17 protein-coding genes are annotated in these 16,990 nt (G+C 59.6%); 6 read left to right on the top strand and 11 right to left on the bottom strand.

Annotated elements, in window-relative coordinates; all coding sequences use genetic code 11:
* Positions 1–11: 11 nt before the first annotated feature.
* Entirely contained in the window at positions 12–1,412 is a 1,401-nt protein-coding gene (locus HV796_RS00215; protein WP_175224018.1) for a formimidoylglutamate deiminase, read from the top strand.
* 29 nt (positions 1,413–1,441) lie between these two features.
* On the top strand, positions 1,442–2,251 hold the full coding sequence (gene hutG, locus HV796_RS00210; RefSeq protein WP_175224016.1) for an N-formylglutamate deformylase: 810 nt from the start codon (positions 1,442–1,444) through the stop codon (positions 2,249–2,251).
* A gap of 38 nt (positions 2,252–2,289) precedes the next feature.
* On the opposite strand, the gene HV796_RS00205 is transcribed toward hutG, so the two are convergent.
* The 3 genes from HV796_RS00205 to HV796_RS00195 all read right to left on the bottom strand — a co-directional run bounded on the left by HV796_RS00205 (position 2,290) and on the right by HV796_RS00195 (position 3,929).
* Complete coding sequence (locus HV796_RS00205) at positions 2,290–2,802, bottom strand: hypothetical protein (protein WP_175224014.1); 513 nt, start codon at positions 2,800–2,802, stop codon at positions 2,290–2,292.
* A gap of 205 nt (positions 2,803–3,007) precedes the next feature.
* On the bottom strand, positions 3,008–3,403 hold the full coding sequence (locus HV796_RS00200) for a hypothetical protein (protein WP_175224012.1): 396 nt from the start codon (positions 3,401–3,403) through the stop codon (positions 3,008–3,010).
* Positions 3,404–3,542: 139 nt separating this feature from the next.
* Positions 3,543–3,929 (bottom strand): MerR family transcriptional regulator, encoded by a 387-nt coding sequence (locus HV796_RS00195; RefSeq protein ID WP_175224010.1) that lies wholly within the window; start codon positions 3,927–3,929, stop codon positions 3,543–3,545.
* Positions 3,930–4,013: 84 nt separating this feature from the next.
* Here HV796_RS00195 and HV796_RS00190 point away from each other — a divergent pair, with 84 nt between their 5' ends.
* Together HV796_RS00190 and bla are read left to right on the top strand one after the other, a co-directional pair.
* Complete coding sequence (locus tag HV796_RS00190; RefSeq protein ID WP_175224008.1) at positions 4,014–4,931, top strand: alpha/beta fold hydrolase; 918 nt, start codon at positions 4,014–4,016, stop codon at positions 4,929–4,931.
* Between the two features lie 130 nt (positions 4,932–5,061).
* The gene (gene bla / locus HV796_RS00185) at positions 5,062–5,925 is read left to right on the top strand and encodes a class A beta-lactamase (protein WP_246355614.1); all 864 of its coding nucleotides are present in this window, start codon (positions 5,062–5,064) and stop codon (positions 5,923–5,925) included.
* Positions 5,926–6,244: 319 nt separating this feature from the next.
* Here bla and HV796_RS00180 read toward each other — a convergent pair whose 3' ends face one another.
* The 4 genes from HV796_RS00180 to HV796_RS00165 all read right to left on the bottom strand — a co-directional run bounded on the left by HV796_RS00180 (position 6,245) and on the right by HV796_RS00165 (position 11,512).
* Complete coding sequence (locus HV796_RS00180; RefSeq protein WP_217477812.1) at positions 6,245–8,020, bottom strand: alpha/beta hydrolase; 1,776 nt, start codon at positions 8,018–8,020, stop codon at positions 6,245–6,247.
* 82 nt (positions 8,021–8,102) lie between these two features.
* Entirely contained in the window at positions 8,103–9,002 is a 900-nt protein-coding gene (locus HV796_RS00175; protein WP_175224004.1) for a hypothetical protein, read from the bottom strand.
* A gap of 25 nt (positions 9,003–9,027) precedes the next feature.
* Complete coding sequence (locus tag HV796_RS00170) at positions 9,028–10,263, bottom strand: hypothetical protein (protein WP_246355613.1); 1,236 nt, start codon at positions 10,261–10,263, stop codon at positions 9,028–9,030.
* A 418-nt stretch (positions 10,264–10,681) separates the two neighbouring features.
* On the bottom strand, positions 10,682–11,512 hold the full coding sequence (locus tag HV796_RS00165) for a class I SAM-dependent methyltransferase (protein WP_175224002.1): 831 nt from the start codon (positions 11,510–11,512) through the stop codon (positions 10,682–10,684).
* A 348-nt stretch (positions 11,513–11,860) separates the two neighbouring features.
* Here HV796_RS00165 and HV796_RS00160 point away from each other — a divergent pair, with 348 nt between their 5' ends.
* Complete coding sequence (locus HV796_RS00160; RefSeq protein WP_175224001.1) at positions 11,861–12,961, top strand: porin; 1,101 nt, start codon at positions 11,861–11,863, stop codon at positions 12,959–12,961.
* A gap of 26 nt (positions 12,962–12,987) precedes the next feature.
* Here HV796_RS00160 and HV796_RS00155 read toward each other — a convergent pair whose 3' ends face one another.
* The 4 genes from HV796_RS00155 to HV796_RS00140 form a co-directional block, all read right to left on the bottom strand.
* Positions 12,988–13,893 carry a LysR substrate-binding domain-containing protein gene (locus HV796_RS00155; RefSeq protein WP_175224000.1) on the bottom strand — a complete coding sequence of 302 codons (906 nt, stop codon included), beginning with the start codon at positions 13,891–13,893 and terminating at the stop codon, positions 12,988–12,990.
* A gap of 53 nt (positions 13,894–13,946) precedes the next feature.
* Positions 13,947–14,231 (bottom strand): DUF1427 family protein, encoded by a 285-nt coding sequence (locus tag HV796_RS00150; RefSeq protein WP_175223998.1) that lies wholly within the window; start codon positions 14,229–14,231, stop codon positions 13,947–13,949.
* Between the two features lie 172 nt (positions 14,232–14,403).
* A complete protein-coding gene (locus HV796_RS00145) occupies positions 14,404–15,060 on the bottom strand; it encodes a hydrolase (protein ID WP_175223992.1) in 657 nt (218 codons plus the stop codon).
* 187 nt (positions 15,061–15,247) lie between these two features.
* Positions 15,248–16,189 (bottom strand): LysR family transcriptional regulator, encoded by a 942-nt coding sequence (locus tag HV796_RS00140; RefSeq protein ID WP_175223991.1) that lies wholly within the window; start codon positions 16,187–16,189, stop codon positions 15,248–15,250.
* Between the two features lie 245 nt (positions 16,190–16,434).
* On the opposite strand from HV796_RS00140, the gene HV796_RS00135 reads away from it, so the two are divergent.
* Positions 16,435–16,932: a GFA family protein gene (locus HV796_RS00135; RefSeq protein WP_246355612.1), complete on the top strand. Its 498-nt coding sequence runs from the start codon at positions 16,435–16,437 to the stop codon at positions 16,930–16,932.
* Positions 16,933–16,990 lie beyond the last annotated feature (58 nt).

Raw genomic sequence — 16,990 nt, 5'->3', positions numbered from 1 at the left:
AGTACGACTTTATGAATCAATCGACACGCGCGGTATTTGCCGCGCACGCATGGTTGCCCGACGGATGGCGCCGCAACGTGCTGCTCGAATGGAGCGATGCAGGTGCGCTGCTTAACGTCACGCCGGATTTGCACGATGCTCCCGCTGGGGTTGCACGGGCCGCGGGACCGATCGTGCCGGGCATGCCCAATCTCCATTCGCACGCGTTTCAGCGTGCAATGGCTGGGCTAACCGAATACCGCGCGAACCCCACCGACAGTTTCTGGAGCTGGCGCGACCTGATGTACCGTTTCGCCGCACGCATCACTCCTGAGACGCTCGGCGCGATCGCGCGCTGGCTCTATGTCGAGATGCTCAAGGCGGGTTATACGTCCGTGTGCGAGTTCCACTACGTGCATCATGCGGCAACCGGCCAGCACTATGCGAATTCGGCGGAATTGGCGCAGCGCGTTGTCGATGCAGCAGGTGAGACCGGCATCGGCATGACGATGCTGCCTGTTTTGTACCAGTTCAGCGGTTTCGGCGCGCAGCCGCCGCGTGACGATCAGCGGCGCTTCATCAACACGCCGGAGCAATTGCTAGCACTGCTCGAAACGTTGCGGCAAGCACGGCCTGAGCATGGTGCGTTGCGCTATGGGGTGGCGCCGCATTCGTTACGCGCGGTGTCGGAAGCGTCATTGCGCGTGCTGATTGAAGGGCTCGATGCGGTTTCGCCCACTGCACCCGTGCATATTCACGTCGCGGAGCAGACCGCGGAAGTCGACGCGTGCGTCGCCGTCGAGGGGGCGCGGCCTGTCCAGTGGCTGCTTGACCGCTTCAATGTCGATGCGCGTTGGTGTCTCGTGCATGCGACGCATATCGACGAGGATGAGACCGCCGCGCTTGCAGCATGCGGTGCGGTGGCGGGCTTGTGCCTGACAACCGAGGCGAATCTCGGCGATGGCTTCTTTCCGGCGCATGACTATCTGGAAGCGAGCGGTGTATTCGGCGTCGGCTCGGACAGTCATATCAGCGTCGACTGGCGCGCTGAATTGCGATTGCTTGAATACGGGCAGCGGCTCGTCAAGCGCCAACGCAACGTACTGGCGTCGCAGCAAACGGCGCGCGTTGCCGACCGGCTGTTCGACGGCGCGCTCGCGGGCGGCGCGCGGGCGACCGGCCGCCCGGTTGGTACACTCGTGCGTGGCGCGCGCGCCGACTGGATCGTGCTGGACCCGCAGCACCCGAACCTCGCGGAACAGACGCCCGACACCTGGCTTGCGTCGCTCGTATTCAGCGAGCACGGTGAAACACCGGTTCTCGACGTTTACGTGGGCGGCGAGCACGTGGTTCATCAGCGCCGCCATCGCGATGAAGCGCGACTGTTTGCGGACTATCGCAAGGCGTTGGTTCATCTTCTTGGCAACGCGTGAAAATGCGCACTTAGTGGGACGTGAATTTCATGACCGATCTATTTTCTCTTGAGCGCGGCACGGCGCCGCTGCTTATTTCGATTCCGCATCTCGGCACGCAAATTCCCGATGCAATGCGTGATCAGTACACGGATATCGCACGCACCGTGGTGGATACCGACTGGCATCTCGATCGGCTTTACGCATTTGGGAAAGCGCTTGGCGCAACGATGCTGGGTGCGCGTGTGTCGCGCTACGTAATCGATCTGAACCGACCGTCAAACGATGAAAGCCTGTACCCCGGGCAGACGACCACATCGCTATGCCCAACTGAAACGTTTCGTGGTGAACCGCTCTATCGCGAAGGATGCGTCCCTGATGCAGCCGAACGCGAGAAACGCGTCGCGACGTATTGGCAGCCGTATCACGACGCCTTGCGAGCGGAACTGCTGCGCTTGCGAACGCAGCATGCGAACGTGCTGCTGTGGGAAGCGCACTCGATCGCGAGCGTGCTGCCGCGCCTCTTTGACGGCAAGTTGCCTGATCTGAACATCGGCACGCAGGATGGTCGGACGGCCGCCGCGCCGGTGCTCGACGCGGTGAAGCGTGCGGCGGGCGGCAGTCCGTTCACGTGGGTGGCGAACGGGCGGTTCAAAGGCGGCTTTATCACGCGCCACTTTGGCGCGCCACAAGACGGTGTGCACGCGGTGCAACTGGAGATGTGTCAATCCACCTATATGAGCGAAGACGCACCGTTCGACTATTTGCCGGAACAGGCGCAGAAAGTTGAGCCGGTGGTACGTGAGATGGTGACGGGCGCGCTCGGCGTGGTGCTTGAAATGAACGCGGTAGGTCGCTGACCGATGTGAGGATAAACGGTCCGCTGGAGTTCGGCCGATTAGAAATCGTGCCGGAAAGAAACGGTTGCCCCTATTTCATGCGAGTGCGTGGCGTTAACGAGTGGGCTCGCCTTGAAGCTCCAATTGTCGTCCGGCACCGTGGTACCGCCTTGCGAAGCGGGCGTTGCAGGCGCTGCTTTGTGGGTCGGATCTTGCGCCAGCGCAGGGCCTTCCGCTGCTTGGCCCAGATAACGTGGCACGCCGACGTCAGGCAGCAGTGAGGCGGGAAGACCGGGGTTGGCATAGCCAGATTGATACTGTCCCGAGGCGGCGCCGTCAGGCTGCCCTGGCTGCGTGCTCGATGGCTTTGCCGAAACCAGGTGTTTCGTTGGGGCGCGATGCGGATGTTGCTGCGGCCGATCAGTCGAACGATTGACGTCGCGGTGCGCAGAAGCGGCCTGCTGGACGACGGGTTCTGCAGGCGGTATTCCAGCACTCCCGGCGACGGCGGCGCTGGTGAGACCCCAAAAAATCGCAGCGGCGATCCAATATCCTGAACGACGGTAATTCATGAAATACGCCCCGCTAAACGACTGCGACATCACAATGCAAAAACTTCAGTGCCCTTGAAAATAGGCAGCGTAATCATAGGACACGTTTATCGGACTAACAGTCCGAGATTTCCCTTGTGTTGCTATCGTTCCACGCTAAAAACAGCAGGGTTTTCACCCATATGACGTCAGGTCTGCCAAAGAATCGCGTTGCTGACTCCGCTATTCAGTTTGCGGGCCCCGACGCATGACACCCGATGCCGCCGGACGCATGGTTGGCGCCGGTATTCCTGAATGACAGCATGAGTCGGCTTCCCTTGGTCGCCGTGATGATCTGGCCGTAACTGACAGTCGGAATAAATTGAATATCCGGAGCAACGGCTACTGGCGGGTTCTTCGTGCCGTCCACAGTCAGGTCAAGTTCCACGGTAATGGAGTCAATTGCGACACCAAGATCCTTCTGCCGCGCCGCCAGATTTTTCTGGGCATCGCACAGGCCGTCCAGAACGTGCTCGAGGGCGGTGGAGATATCGACTGGCTTGCCTGGTGGAATCGGCGGCGTGTTACAGCCGGCAACCAGAAACGGCAGCACGATCAGGGGAAGCGACAGGTACGCGCGCATCAGGATTCCCGGCTGGGCCTTGGACCTTAGCCACTATTCGCCTGTCTTATCGCCCGTTCCGTGCGCTAGCGAACACACGCCGCAGGGGCGATGCACCTTCGCGAAAGGCACGCGCAAAGAAAAACAGCGCGACTGCATATCATTCCACGGGCGGCACGGTCCCTTCGGAAAGCGTCTTCAGCAACCGCGCGCGACGCCGTTCAAGCTCGGCAATCTCGCGTTCGATGGCGTCCAGACGTTTGCGTTGAACGTCGCTGATCTGGTCGCAGGAACGGGCCCCCTCGATCAGCAGCATGCAGTCCGGAAACGAGCGGATATCGTCGATCGTGAAACCCGTTGCGATCATGCGTTGAATCTGCCGGACCTGAGCGATCGCCTTGTCGGCAAACATGCGATATCCATTGCTTGCGCGCACCGAAGCGAGCAGACCATGCGCGTCGTAGTGCCGGATCGACCGCACGCTTGCGCCCGTGAGCTTCGAAAGGGCTCCGATGGTCAGTAACCGATGCGATGGCAATGAGTTCATTCAGCAAGCTTAGCATTTTCCGCTTGACCCTTACACTGATGTGAGGGTTCACAGTGAGCATTCGTTCATTTTCGGTTTAACCCTATGCTCACCCGATTTTTCAATCTTGTACTGCGTGCCGTCGCCCTGGCCGGCATCCTCTTCGGTTCAGCACCCAACGCCATCGCCAACCCGCAAAGTTATACGGTGACTTCGTCGGATGGTGTGAGACTGGCGGTGCAGGAAAGCGGCAATCCGGACGGCCCGGCGGTGATCTTCATCCATGGATTGCTCGGCAGTCGCCTGAACTGGGACGCGCAGGTACAAAGCGCGCGGCTGCAACGGTATCGCATCATCACGTACGATCTCCGCGGCCACGGCCTGTCCGACAAGCCATTGGGGCGGCAATCGTATCAGGATGGTCGCCGCTGGGCCGACGATCTCGCGGCGGTCATTCGCGGCGCTCATGCGAAAAAGCCGGTACTGGTCGGCTGGTCGCTTGGTGGCGTTGTCATGTCGAACTATCTCGCCGCATATGGCGACCACGAAATCGCGGGCGCCGTCTATGTGGATGGTGTCATCGAACTCGCGGCCGGCCAGATCGTTGCGCATCCAGACGTGTATCGCGACATGACTTCTTCGAATCTCCGAACGCACCTGGACGGTGAGCGGACGTTCCTGAGCCTGTGTTTTAACCACCCGCCCGACGCCGACACATTCGATCGGCTTCTCGCGAACGCCGCGATGGCCTCGTGGGACATGCAAAGCGCAGTGCCATCGATGTCGGTCTTCGCCGTTGACGGCCTCGGCAACGCGCGCGTGCCGCTAATGCTGATATACGGCCAGCGCGATTCGCTGGTCGACACACCGCTCACCGTCGCCCGTGCGATCCGGTTGAATCCGCGCTTCACGACCAAGGTGTACGCGGACTCCGGTCATGCACCCTTCATGGAAGAACCTGAACGCTTCAATCGTGACCTCGACGATTTCATCGCGTCGACAACCGGGCACGGGCCGCGCTGAGCACATGCACTGATTGAATGCCCAGTCCGAGCAGGCCGCCACCTTTGCGTGTTGCGCCATTTGAATATCCGTTCGCGTGCCTTATAGTGACCGGACTTTAAAAACTCAAAACGACGCAATGAAGATTTCCGTGACACGCCGAAACCTTGTGATCGGGCTTCCTCTGCTGCTCGGCATCGGCGGTGTGAGCCCCTCGCTGTTCGCCGCCGAATCTCCATTTGGCGATATCGAACGACGTTACGGTGGCCGGCTTGGCCTATACGCAATCGATACCGGCTCGGGGCAAACGCTGGCGTATCGTGCCGATGAACGCTTTCTCATGTGCAGCACGTTCAAAGGGCTACTGGTTGCGCTGGTGCTCTCTCGTGTCGATCGCGGCGAGGAAAAGCTCGAGCGACTCGTGCGGTACACCGATAAGGATCTCATCTTCACATCGCCCGTGACCAAAGCCCATGTTGCTCGAGGCGCGATGACGGTCGGTGCGCTGTGTCAGGCTGCCGTTGAGGTGAGCGACAACACGGCGGCGATTTTGCTCATGAGAAGCGTCGGTGGCCCGGCCGCGTTGACCCGGTTTATGCGGAGTCTCGGCGACACGCAGACTCGTTCGGACCGCTACGAACCTGAGTCGAACCAATATAGCGGTCTGCGCGACACCACAACGCCGCGAGCCATCGCTACATCAGCGCGAACCATCCTTTTAGGCGACATCCTTCGCCCTCAAACGCGTCAACAACTGGAAGACTGGATGATTGCTTGCAAGCCCGGGCTCAACCGGCTTCGGGCGGCTTTGCCCGCGAATTGGCTCGCGGGCGACCGACCCGGCACAAGCGTCGAGGAAGAAACCAACGACTATGCGATCGTACGCCCGCCTGGCCGCGCGCCGCTGCTCGTGGCGGCCTATTACGATGCGCCGGCGCTCGACATCGGTCATCGCGAGACCGTCCTGCGTGAAGCGGGACACGTATTCGTGCAATGGGCTGGGGCGACTGCCTGAGAGTCGGTAACCGGAAAATGCGATTTTCGACTGCGCGGTAAGCCGAATACAAACGATCAGAAAAAAAGCCCGGCAGACATGCCGGGCCAAGCGAGGTGCTACCCGCACCACCGGAAATGGGGGAGGCGATTGCGTGCCGGACATGAAGATACAGGAGGCGCGACAGGGAGGGAAGCGATCCTGACAGGTATCGCCGATTTTCCTGGCCGGCTAAAACTACCGTTCAAAGGTTTCACCGATTTCGTGCTTGCCGTGCGTGAATCGATGGGAATTCACGTCAAGCCAGCGCGTCGACCACTACCATTCCGTGATCGAACGATCAAAACCACGTTAACACTTTCCATATCACCGCGACATACAGCGCAAAATAAAGCGCCTGTTGCGACTCGCTCCACGTTTGTGTAACGGGCATCAGCAACGAGAGTCCGAAACCCACTACGACGCAGAGAAGTGCAAATGCGATGACAGGTGCCGCCTTACCCAATCCCACGACTAGCGACGATTGCCACTTTGCAAGGTTGCGAGGAGCGGGCGCCTCACCGTCCAGCGTGAAACGCGCAATGACACGCCAGTACTCTTCCCGCAGCGCGGCGCCGTGCCCGCCCTTCACAAAGTACGCCTGAGTCAGTTTCGCATCGTCCTGCGCCTGCAAAAAACCGTCGTGTCCGGCGCTCCCCAGGTCTTGCCATTTCAGCATCTGGAAGGTGCGCGGGAAGATCGCCACCACCCAGTCCGCGCTGGCAACGAAGTTGAGGACACGCTGGACCCGGCCGGCCCGCACGAGCGCGGACCAGTCGAAGCTGGTGCGAACGACACTCCCCGCGAATGCAACATGCTTGAAGCGGATGCACGGGTAACACTCCAGCGCGCGCGCAAGCATATACGTTCCGTGGCTGTGGCCCACATAGGAGAAGTCGGCGTTCGGATACATCGCCCTGTTCTCGACGTAACGGTCCATCAACCACTCGACACGCTTTCGGCGCACGTTGGGTAACAGAAACGGAAGCATTGCAAAGTATCCGTAGCTGGACGTCTCCGTCTTCACGAACCGGCGCGCGCGCACCTGCGCTGCATCGCCTGGCGGTCGCGCGGCGGTACGCTTGTCCAGCGTGCGGTTGCGCTCGCGTGCAAGTGCGACGACGCGCCGCGCGATCTTTTGCGTCCAGTACCCTTCATCGCGGATGCCGTGAATGACGAATATGACATCGGTGACCGTTTCATCGATCACGTGCAGCTCATGATCGCTTGGCAGGATCGAAATGCGCTCCAGCTGCCTGGGGGTTGCGATCAGCGCGCGAGCCAGGATGCGCCGGCGTCGCGACCCGGCAGGGCTGCGGTCAGCCTGAATCACGTTCTCATGCCCGGACTTCGGCACATCGATGTAGTAAAAATCGTGGCCTGCTACAAGGTCGATATTGTCTTCGGGCGACACAATGTCGTCGATCGTGCCCAACAGCTGTATCACGATTGCAGAACCCGCCGCCCTTGCGCCGGCACGTCTGCGCATCGCCATCCACTGAAGGCGCAACAGGGTAAGAAACGGCGCGCCGCGGTGCACGCGAAATATCAACGGAGTCTTGCGGCCCAATGTGACGGCCATCACCGCATTTCCCAGCATGATGCCGATGCCCCACTGGACGATCTTCAGAATCGATACATGGGCCGAGATATGCCAACCCCGGTTCATGCCGGCAAGAAGTACGATACGTTCCACCTTTTTTGCCCACTCTCGCGGCTGCAGGTTTCGTCCTTGCGGTTCGAACTCCGTATCAGCGCACTCGCCGCACGCGTAGACGTATGCCTTGCGCGCAATGAGTGAACCGAAGCTATAGCCGACCAGTATGATCTTGTCGATATCGTGGCACTGTCCATAGACCGTATCGATTTGCCTGAGGAGCCTCAGCACGATTTCGCAGGGCTCGTCGAACGAGGTCATCGAATACCCCATTGCGGGGCAGTAAACGATGGGCTCGGGCTTTTCGTGCTTCTTCCAGGTCTCACGCACAACATCGACGACGTGCTGCATCTTTTGGGGCGTGCCGCCCATCCCGTGAATGACCACAACCAGGTCCCGCTTGCCGACGTCTTGAGCCATTGCATGGTCCATGATGAACGCCCCCCGAAGCGTGCAGCACGCAATCTGTTGAATCGACCACCGCACACCGCTACTGGCATCCTCACGCAAACGTGATCTGCTTCTCCAGCGCGATGCCAAGCTTTGCGTAACCTTGCGGCGACGGATGAATTTCATTTTCCCAATCGCCGACCGGGCCGGTTGAATCGACCGGCGCCGGATTTAACGTGCCGATCAGATTGACGGGCCGGATATTCGGGTTCGCGATTCCGCGTGCGACGAGCGCCGCATTGATACCGCCAAGAAATTGAGCCCATTGCTGGATGATGTACGTCGTCAGCGGCAACCAGTCGCCCTCGGGAATCTGATAACTGGTATACGCCCTCGATAGCCACGGCCCCACACCTGGGCCCGCCTGCGCTTGGCGAGGTTGAGGGCAATCATACGTATGCACAAAGATCGGAATGCCAGGCGATCGGCTGCCGGTGCCGTCCCGCTTGAGCACCAAAGTCGTGAAATAGCCCTCTATCGCAGCGAAGAACGCTTGCCACCCTGCGGGCCGCAGATAGCGGGAAACGGAAGTCCCGACCGGGACGAGTCCAGGATCCTGCAAAAGTCTCAACGCAGCCTTTGCTGGATCGGCGACGTTTGGCATCGTCAATATGGCGTCGAACAGGTCGTTACCTCCGGCCGATAACAGGATCGCATCCCACTGATACGCGAGATTACCTCCCGCGAGATACGTAGCGAATTTGACCTCCCACTCCCAGTCGATCATCTGCGCGAAGGTCTTGCCTGGCGAGGCAAGGCTCACCGCAGCCGCGCTATCCGGCAGGCGAATGTTGTAAAGGATGTTCGAGGTGGCCCACGGCGGTAGCTGACCAATGGAAAACCACGAATCGCCTTGCGCGAGAAATCGCCATGTGGAACTGTTTAATAGATCGCCGCGATCGCGATTGAGATCGCCGGGCTGCAATACAGCAAGAGGATGCTCGAAAGCCATGAGTCGTCTCCACTATCGCAGGTCATTAGAGTGCAGGATCGAGCGGGGTGATCCGCGCAAGCATGACGGTGAATTCCTCCGCCGCTATCTGTCGGAACTTCATTTTGGTGACGGGAATGCGCTGGCTGTCGTCATCGTTCGGAAAGAGCCGCGTCGCCGCGTTTTTGATCACGTTGTCCTTGTCGTCCACGACTGGCAGGCTTTGTAACGTGATTCCGTCCATCGCCTTGACCAGCAGGTAAACCGGCACGACGTCGGCGAGTCCGATCGGGATCAGCTTCGCGGCGTCTTCGCCGAAGTGGCGCCGCACAATGGCTTGTGAGCACAAGCGCAACGTATAGCGAAACGGAAAGCCCGTGCGGATCGACAGCAGCACCGGGTCCGCGGCGGCAACCTGCTCGACGGAATTGACGCCTTCCGCTTCGAAAACCGAAACGATCGGCAGCGTCACGCCATTCAGGGAAAGGAGTTTGTCGGGGCTGTTCTCGTCTTTTTCAAATTGCGTCAACTGCGGGAAACCGAACCTTCGAATGATTTTCATCAGCGCATCGACAGGGAACGTTCCAAGTGCGAACGCGATGGCTGTATGGGAACCATCGGTGCCACCGACGACCAGCGCAAGAGGAACCGCCAGCATGATGCGCAGCGCATACCAATAGACATCGGAAACATTCAGCGCTTTGCGCCTGATACTGAGCACAGCGTCACTGACGACAAACATCAGCGCGCCACCGAACGATCCGAGCAAGACTTCCTGGCTTATCCCATACACGCACGTCGACGCGGTAGCGACTTCACAAGCACTGGGCGTGTAGTTGCAGGCGATCACGCTCGCCGCCGCATACGCGATGCAAAGAAGAATCAGGAACGGAGGAACGAACGGAGTCAGGCCATATTGTTCGTGATAGATGCTCGCGAAGAGCCGGTCGCACAGGTCCGGCATCTTGTCCGCCAGATCACGCCAGCTATCGTTATCGGGCGGTGTATCGAGCACCCCTTTGTCGATCAATGCGTCAATGAGGCGTTTGGACCAGTATCGCTGCAGATAGGCGGACAGCGCTGAGCCCTTGAGACTGTTCTCGAATTCGCGGTATCGCGTATACCATCCGAGGCACAGAAAAGCGATCAATGGAGCGCCGATCAATACAGTCACAAAGGCGCCAAGAATCACCGCGTAGTCGCGTTGCGCCGCCGCGCATCCCACTACCTTCCAGATAAAAACCCCACCTGCAATATTGATCACGCATAGGTACAGGATCAACAGAACGGCTCGCCAAAACGGTGTGTAATGCGTCGGCGCTAATGGCCGCTTCGGCCGACCTGATGTCGTTTTGTCGTCCGCGCTCATTTTGGACCCCGTTTCTGAGGTTTCGACCTGAACAAACCGCTTGAAGACCCGCAGACCGCGTCATCCGGTTGGTGTTATTCAATCCATATCTGACGAGCGAAGATGATTCGGATTGCAAAACGCATCAGATAAAGAAGGTGAATGATGGGGGTATTGCGCGGTAATGGTTTTCGATGAATGGTCATCGAAAACCATCTTAGGATAAGTTTTGGACGCAAAACGCGACGTCGCTAATCAATAGTGCGCAAGCGCACATAAGCGGCGGAAAAAGGATGCGTTAAGGGATTACCGAATTCGAGCGACGGAAGACGCGGTCGCGAGGCCGGGACGCTTACGGTTTCTCGACAATGACCTGCATCAATGCCGCGCGGCCCTCGCGCAAGTTACGCGCGAGATTCTTCGTCATCCCGGCAAAGCCCGGCCCCATCACGACATGAAGGCCAAGCGCAGGGTTTGCCTGCTGGCTTGCCCTGGCTTTCTCCCGTTCCGCGAACCAGCGAATACCCGCCTCGGTGCAATCCTTCCAGGCGGTCACGCGGAACGTCTGATCGAGCAAACGGCTGCGCATCTGGTCCGCCGTGACCAGGAAACTCGTCTCTGGACTTGCTGCCCATGGAACGGGATAGTGCAACGGCTCGTCCGAGGTAGCTACGACGTCGTAAATCGCGAAGCGTCCACCGGGACGCAACACGCGAAATGCTTCGCTATACAAAGTAGCGCGATCTGCAACGTTCATGGCGACGTGCTGTGTCCACGCGATGTCGAAGATGCCTGACTCGAAAGGCAGGGACAGCGCGCTCGCACAGGAATAGCTTACGCGATCCGAAAGTCCGGTTCTGTCCGCGAGAAACTTTGCCGCGTCGACGTACGACGGGTTGAGGTCGATGCCGGACACCGTGCATCCATACGTTGCCGCCAGATAGCGAGAGGGTCCTCCCAAACCTGACCCAATATCGAGTACGCGCGTTTGACTGCCCATTTGGAGTGCTCGCGCGAGCTCGATCGTCGCTTCGAGCCCGCGAGAGTGAAATTGATCCAGTGACGCAAGGTCTTCTGGCCGAATTGCGTTGCCGTCAAGCCCGTCCGCCTTCAGAGCCGACTGCAGGCGCTCGATCAAACTCGCCTGCCCATAATGCTGTTCAATCTTCGTCGTATCGATCATGCGTATGCTCCTGTTTGCGTTCGAACCTCATCAGGAAGATTACGCCTGGCGCCTCCTGACGATACCGGCACTACTCGACTATTGCCTTCGAGCGACGGCCTCAACAAAGGCATAACCTCCCGCCATTATGCATAGCGTTCAGAAAAACTGGACGCTGCGTTCCGTCTCGCGGTATCGGCAATAAGCCAACCGCTCGGCATAATCGGTTCTGCATAGACCTTGCGTCGCTGACCGTCGTATCGAATCGCCGGCGTGTCTGCATACCGAGACGATCGTCATAACCAGCGAATTCCCCCGCAATCATCGTCACCTCGCGGTGCCGTCCTTAGCCGCACCACGACATCAGAAATGAAATTCCCGTGCAAGTTGTTGCTCGCCGTAGCGTGTGCGTGCGCGTTACCTGCATCGTCCTTCGCGCAATCCGTCAGCCTGTATGGCATATTCGACACGGGTGTCGAATATCTGAACCATGTTGGCTCAGCCGGTGACTCGGTCGTCAAAATGCCGAACTTCAGCGGGACCGTGCCATCGCGTTGGGGTTTGCGTGGCACGGAAGATCTGGGCGGCGGCGCGAAAGCGAATTTCACGCTTGAATCGGGCTTCGCGCCCGACTCAGGCGTATCGAACCAGGGCGGCAGGCTCTTTGGCCGCCAGGCCTGGGTAGGCTTGAGCAACGCCTGGGGGCAGCTCAGTTTCGGCCGTCAGTACACGATGTTTTATTGGGCTACGCTCGATTCCGATATCCTCGGGCCCAACGCATACGGATCGAGTTCAGTCGACACCTACTTTCCCAATGCGCGCACGGATAACGCGATCGCGTACCTCGGCAAATTTGGAGGCTTGACGATCGGCGCAACCTATAGCTTTGGCCGCGACGCTGCCAATGCGGGCCCGAGTCCGCAGGGCACGAACTGTCCGGGAGAAAACCCAGCCGATAGTCGCGAGTGCCGGGAATGGTCGGCCATGGTGCAGTACGGCACCCACTGGTGGACGGTTTCCGCTGCCTACGATTCGCTGCGTGGCGGTCCCGGTGCATTCGGTGGGCTGACGTCGAGTTCGCTGAAGGATGACCGTTTGGCGATCAACGCCTACTTCGTATTCAGCGCTGCCAAAATTGGCGTCGGCTGGGTCGGACGCCGTAATGAAGGATCGACGACGCCGCGCAGCAACCTTTATTACGGAGGCGTGGCCTACGACGTCACACCGCAGCTGAATCTGGCGGGCGAACTGTTCTACCTCGACTACCGCCACAGTGACGACAGCGCATGGCTTGGTGCGGTGCGCGCAAGCTACGCGTTGTCGAAGCGCACAACGGTCTATGCGACGGCTGGCTATATCAGCAACGGCGGAACGCTTGCATTGTCGGTGGATAGCGCCGCGACGGGCGGAGCACCGGCCCCAGGCGGCAATCAGCTTGGAACGATGCTAGGCATCAAGCACGCGTTCTGAGGACAGGAACGAACATGCGTCGCCCGCTAGTCGAATGCGGTCACCTTCGGCAGTTCGACCGCAAGAAAATCGACAAGCGACCGTACGGCGGGGAGAAGCCCTGTGCGATTGGGCATCAGCGCGGAGAGACGCGCTTCACAAGCGATCCAGTCCGGCAGCAATCGCCGCAGCGAACCGGCTCGCAGCTCGTCACGGCACATGAACCCGGGTAGCGCAACGATGCCGAGATTGGCGCACGCCGCCTCCTTCAACGAAATCAGACTATTGCTCTGGTAGCGCGGCACGATCGGAACACTGACGAGTTCGCCGGCGGGACCTCGAATGTGCCAGCGCAGTTGTCCTCTGCGTGTCATCGAGAGGGACGCGTGGTTGGCGAGTTCCCGCGGATGGGCGACCGGTGAGCGCTGGTCGAGGTAACGGGGTCCCGCAAATAGACACCATGGCACGCTGGCGATCGTCCGTTGCACCAGATTGCAATCCCGCAGCGTCGACGTATGGCCTCTGATCGCAAGATCGAAGCCTTCGCCGACAATATCGACGAAGCGCTCCGTCGCGTGTTCGTGGATCACGACTTTGGGATGCTGGTTGAGGAACGCGGGCAACACTTCGCGCAGCAGGTATTGCGTGACCTCGATCGGGGCCGTCATGCGGATCACCCCACTGGGTTCCGCTATCCGCTTGCGCACCGCTTCTTCCGCAGTCGCCGCGCTATGCAGCAATTCGATCGCGTGCCGATAGAATTGCGCACCCACTTCGGTGACTGCAAACTGACGGGACGTCCGGTTGATCAGACGAACGCCAAGCGAAGCTTCGAGCGCTTTGATCCGATGGCTCAATGTGGACTTCTGCTGACCCAACAATTCAGCTGCCGATGTAAACCCGCCTCGATCGACGATTTGCACGAAAAAATTCACATCCTTCAGATCCAGCATCGGCGAGGTCGCTTAATCAGGCGAGGGTGATCGGGTGACGGACGAACGCTACGTCAAGGCTGGCGATTCTCAGCGTTGTCGTGATGCGCATCGATCGGGCGAGAGGAAGAATCGGCATGCCCCTGCGCCGCGTCCTGCGCGGCGCGGGCGTGCACGGCAGTTGCGCCGGGGTCGTCATGCATCAGACGCTTCGCGTACGGCAACGCCTGCTCGCCGATCAGAATGCCGAGCAGCCCAACGAGTGCAATCGCGGGCGGCGCCGGCGATCGCACATTTAACAGCGAGTAGATGAGCCCCACCAGGAGACCGACGCCTAGCGAGAGAAGATAGGGTTTCATGCTGTGCTTGCTGCGACGTTCGCAAAGAGAGGGGCGCTGCCGGTGGCCGGTAAGCGGGCGGGTTGCTTGACGGGACTGGGCAGCGCCTGGTACGGCGCCGGATGAGCGGCTGCCTTTCGTTCATCCGGGTACATGTGGCCGTAATTGCCACTTCTGAGTAAGACAGCCGGCTTTAGCGAGACTCGTGTGCGGCGAACATCGTCTTCACATAGTTGATGCCGATGCCGAACGCGCCGCCGAGTCTGATCGCGATGCCGGTGGTGATATCGTAGGTCTCGGCCCGAGCCCAGTCGCGTTGCAGTTCGAGCAGGTACGTGAGCGCCGTGATCGGACGTGCGCCACCCTGGATCATGCGCTCGACAGCACGTTCATGAGCTTCAAGCGAGCAGTCGCCGCACGCATCCGTGACCACATAGACTTCGAAGCCTTGCTCGAGCGCCGACAGCACTGGGCCGTTGCAGCAAACCGACGTCCACAGGCCGGCGATGACGAGCCGCTCTTTGCCGGTCGCGTTCACGCGGGCGATGAACTTTTCATCTTCCCATGCATTGGAAGTCGTACGGTCGGTCACTTCAGCGTTCGGGAAGGCTTCCGTGATTTCGTCGAAGAGCGGGCCTGCAAACGTCTCTTTCGAAATGGTCGAAACGATGGTCGGCACCTTGAAGCCCTTCGCCGCGTGGGCAAGGATGCCCGCATTGGCGCGAAGGTTCGTGATGTCGATCGACTTGGTGTTGAACGCCATCTGCGCCTGATGGTCGATCAGGAGCAGTGCGTGATCTTGCGGGCTGAGAAGGGATTTGGCGGGTTTAGCGATCGCTTTGATGCTCATAACGCGGTCCTCGTAGGGTTTAATCCGACTGCGTGAACTCGGGCCGATGGCCGAAGATACCGATGACATCGCAAACCGGGGAGGGCTTTATGTCATCGGCATGCGGTCGATTTTAAGTGAGGGACCCTGTAATGAAAGAGCGCAATTGCGCGGAATGAAATTTGCAAAACTGCGGAATCCTGCTCGCTTATCGATGAGTGCCCATTGGATGGCCGAAGCGCAATTCTCGTCCTTCTATAAAGTCGCGATGCGGCATGATCGCTTCCGCGCAATGCGTCAGGAACGCATAGACCCGGCCGGATTTGCGGATGTCGGGATGAGTCAAAATCCACAGTTCGTCATAAACCTCGGGCTCGACAGGGCTGATACGGATCAGGCTGTCGACGAGATCGCCGTGCATGCAAGGCAGAAAGCCGATGCCCATGCCGGAGGAGATGGCGGACGCGACGCCGGCCACTGAATCGCTTCGGTAAACGATATTGTCCCGGTGAACTCGGCCATCGACGAAACCGAAGGCTTTCAGACCGGACAGCCCCTTGCCATACGAAACCCATTGCCGTTGATAGAGCTCGTGCGTAGTGGGCGATGTGCCGACGTAGTCGATTCTGCGTCCGTAAATAGCCCATGCGACGGTCGCGAGCTTGCGTCCGAACAGGTTTTCGGGCGCCGCGCCGGTCGCGCGAAAAGCGATATCCGACTCACCGCGCGCCAGGTTGAGCGGCTTGTTGCCGACGATCATTTCAATCCGCACGCCTGGGTTTTGGGACTGGAAGTCCGCAATCACGGGCGTGAGGAAATCCAGCAGAAGCGCGTCGCTGGTGGTGATGCGCAAGTCGCCCGTGTGGCTTTGCGCGTGTCGTGACACGCGCCGGGCGACGCTGAGGATGTCCTTTTCGACGCGCGTGGCAAGCTCGATCACATCGGCGCCCGCGTCCGTCGTCACATAGCCGCTGCGGCGCCGATCGAACAGCGCGGCGCCCAACGTCCGCTCGACGACCGCGAGCCGCCTCGAAACAGTCGAATGATTCAAGCCGAGTGCAGTGGCCGCGGCCACGAGGCTGCCGCTTTCGCCAATTGCCTTGACGATGCGCAGATCGTCCCAGGATAAGGCCTGTAGGGAATCGCTCATGAGAGTTCTTCGAACGCGGCCTGCGGCCGGTCGTGATGGTGGGTGGGAAAGGTGAAATTAGAGCAGGAAATGGTCGACTGTATGGCGAAACGGTGTCTGTCAAAATCGGGCGCCGCGAGCCGGCAGCCGTCATCCCCGACGTCGCAGGGATAACGAACGATTTTGCGTACGCTCATTTAAGACGCCCTTGAATTTTTTGAGGTTCGCTAGTATCTTTGATCGAAATCGTTTTCGACCGGATGCCGATGCGAAGCTTCGCATCGCGCCGCGACCTCGAAACGGTTCCCACGGTGGCGCCGAAGGGCGCCGGGCTTATTCATCAGTTGGGAGAGCAAATGATGCAACATCGGGAAGGCGGATGCCTGTGCGGGGCGGTTCGATACGTGTTGAAGGGCGAACTGCACGGGGCTGCGCTATGTCATTGCACGCACTGCCAGAAGCAAAGCGGAAGCGTGTTTTCGTTCAACCTGTTCGTCAGGGAAGCTGACTACGAACAGCAAGGCGAGACGAAGTTCTATGCGGATACCGGCGATAGCGGGAAGCAGTCATATCGCCATTTCTGCGGGAACTGCGGGTCCCCGATCCTGACGAAGGATCCGGGCTTGCCTGGCATGGTTCTGGTGAAGGCAGGGACGCTTGACAGTATGGAAGAACTGCAACCCCAGGTCGAGATTTACACCGATCGCGCGGCGAAGTGGCTCACGCGAGTGCCGGGGACAAAGCGCTTCGAACGCAGCCCATGACCGGCGACTGCTTTTCGCCTCGGTAACCCAGCTTCACGCACCCGAACTGGCGTGTGAC

The sequence above is a fragment of the Paraburkholderia humisilvae genome, assembly GCF_902859855.1.
Lineage (GTDB): Bacteria > Pseudomonadota > Gammaproteobacteria > Burkholderiales > Burkholderiaceae > Paraburkholderia > Paraburkholderia humisilvae.
This window is presented reverse-complemented; position numbering and strand designations above follow the sequence as displayed.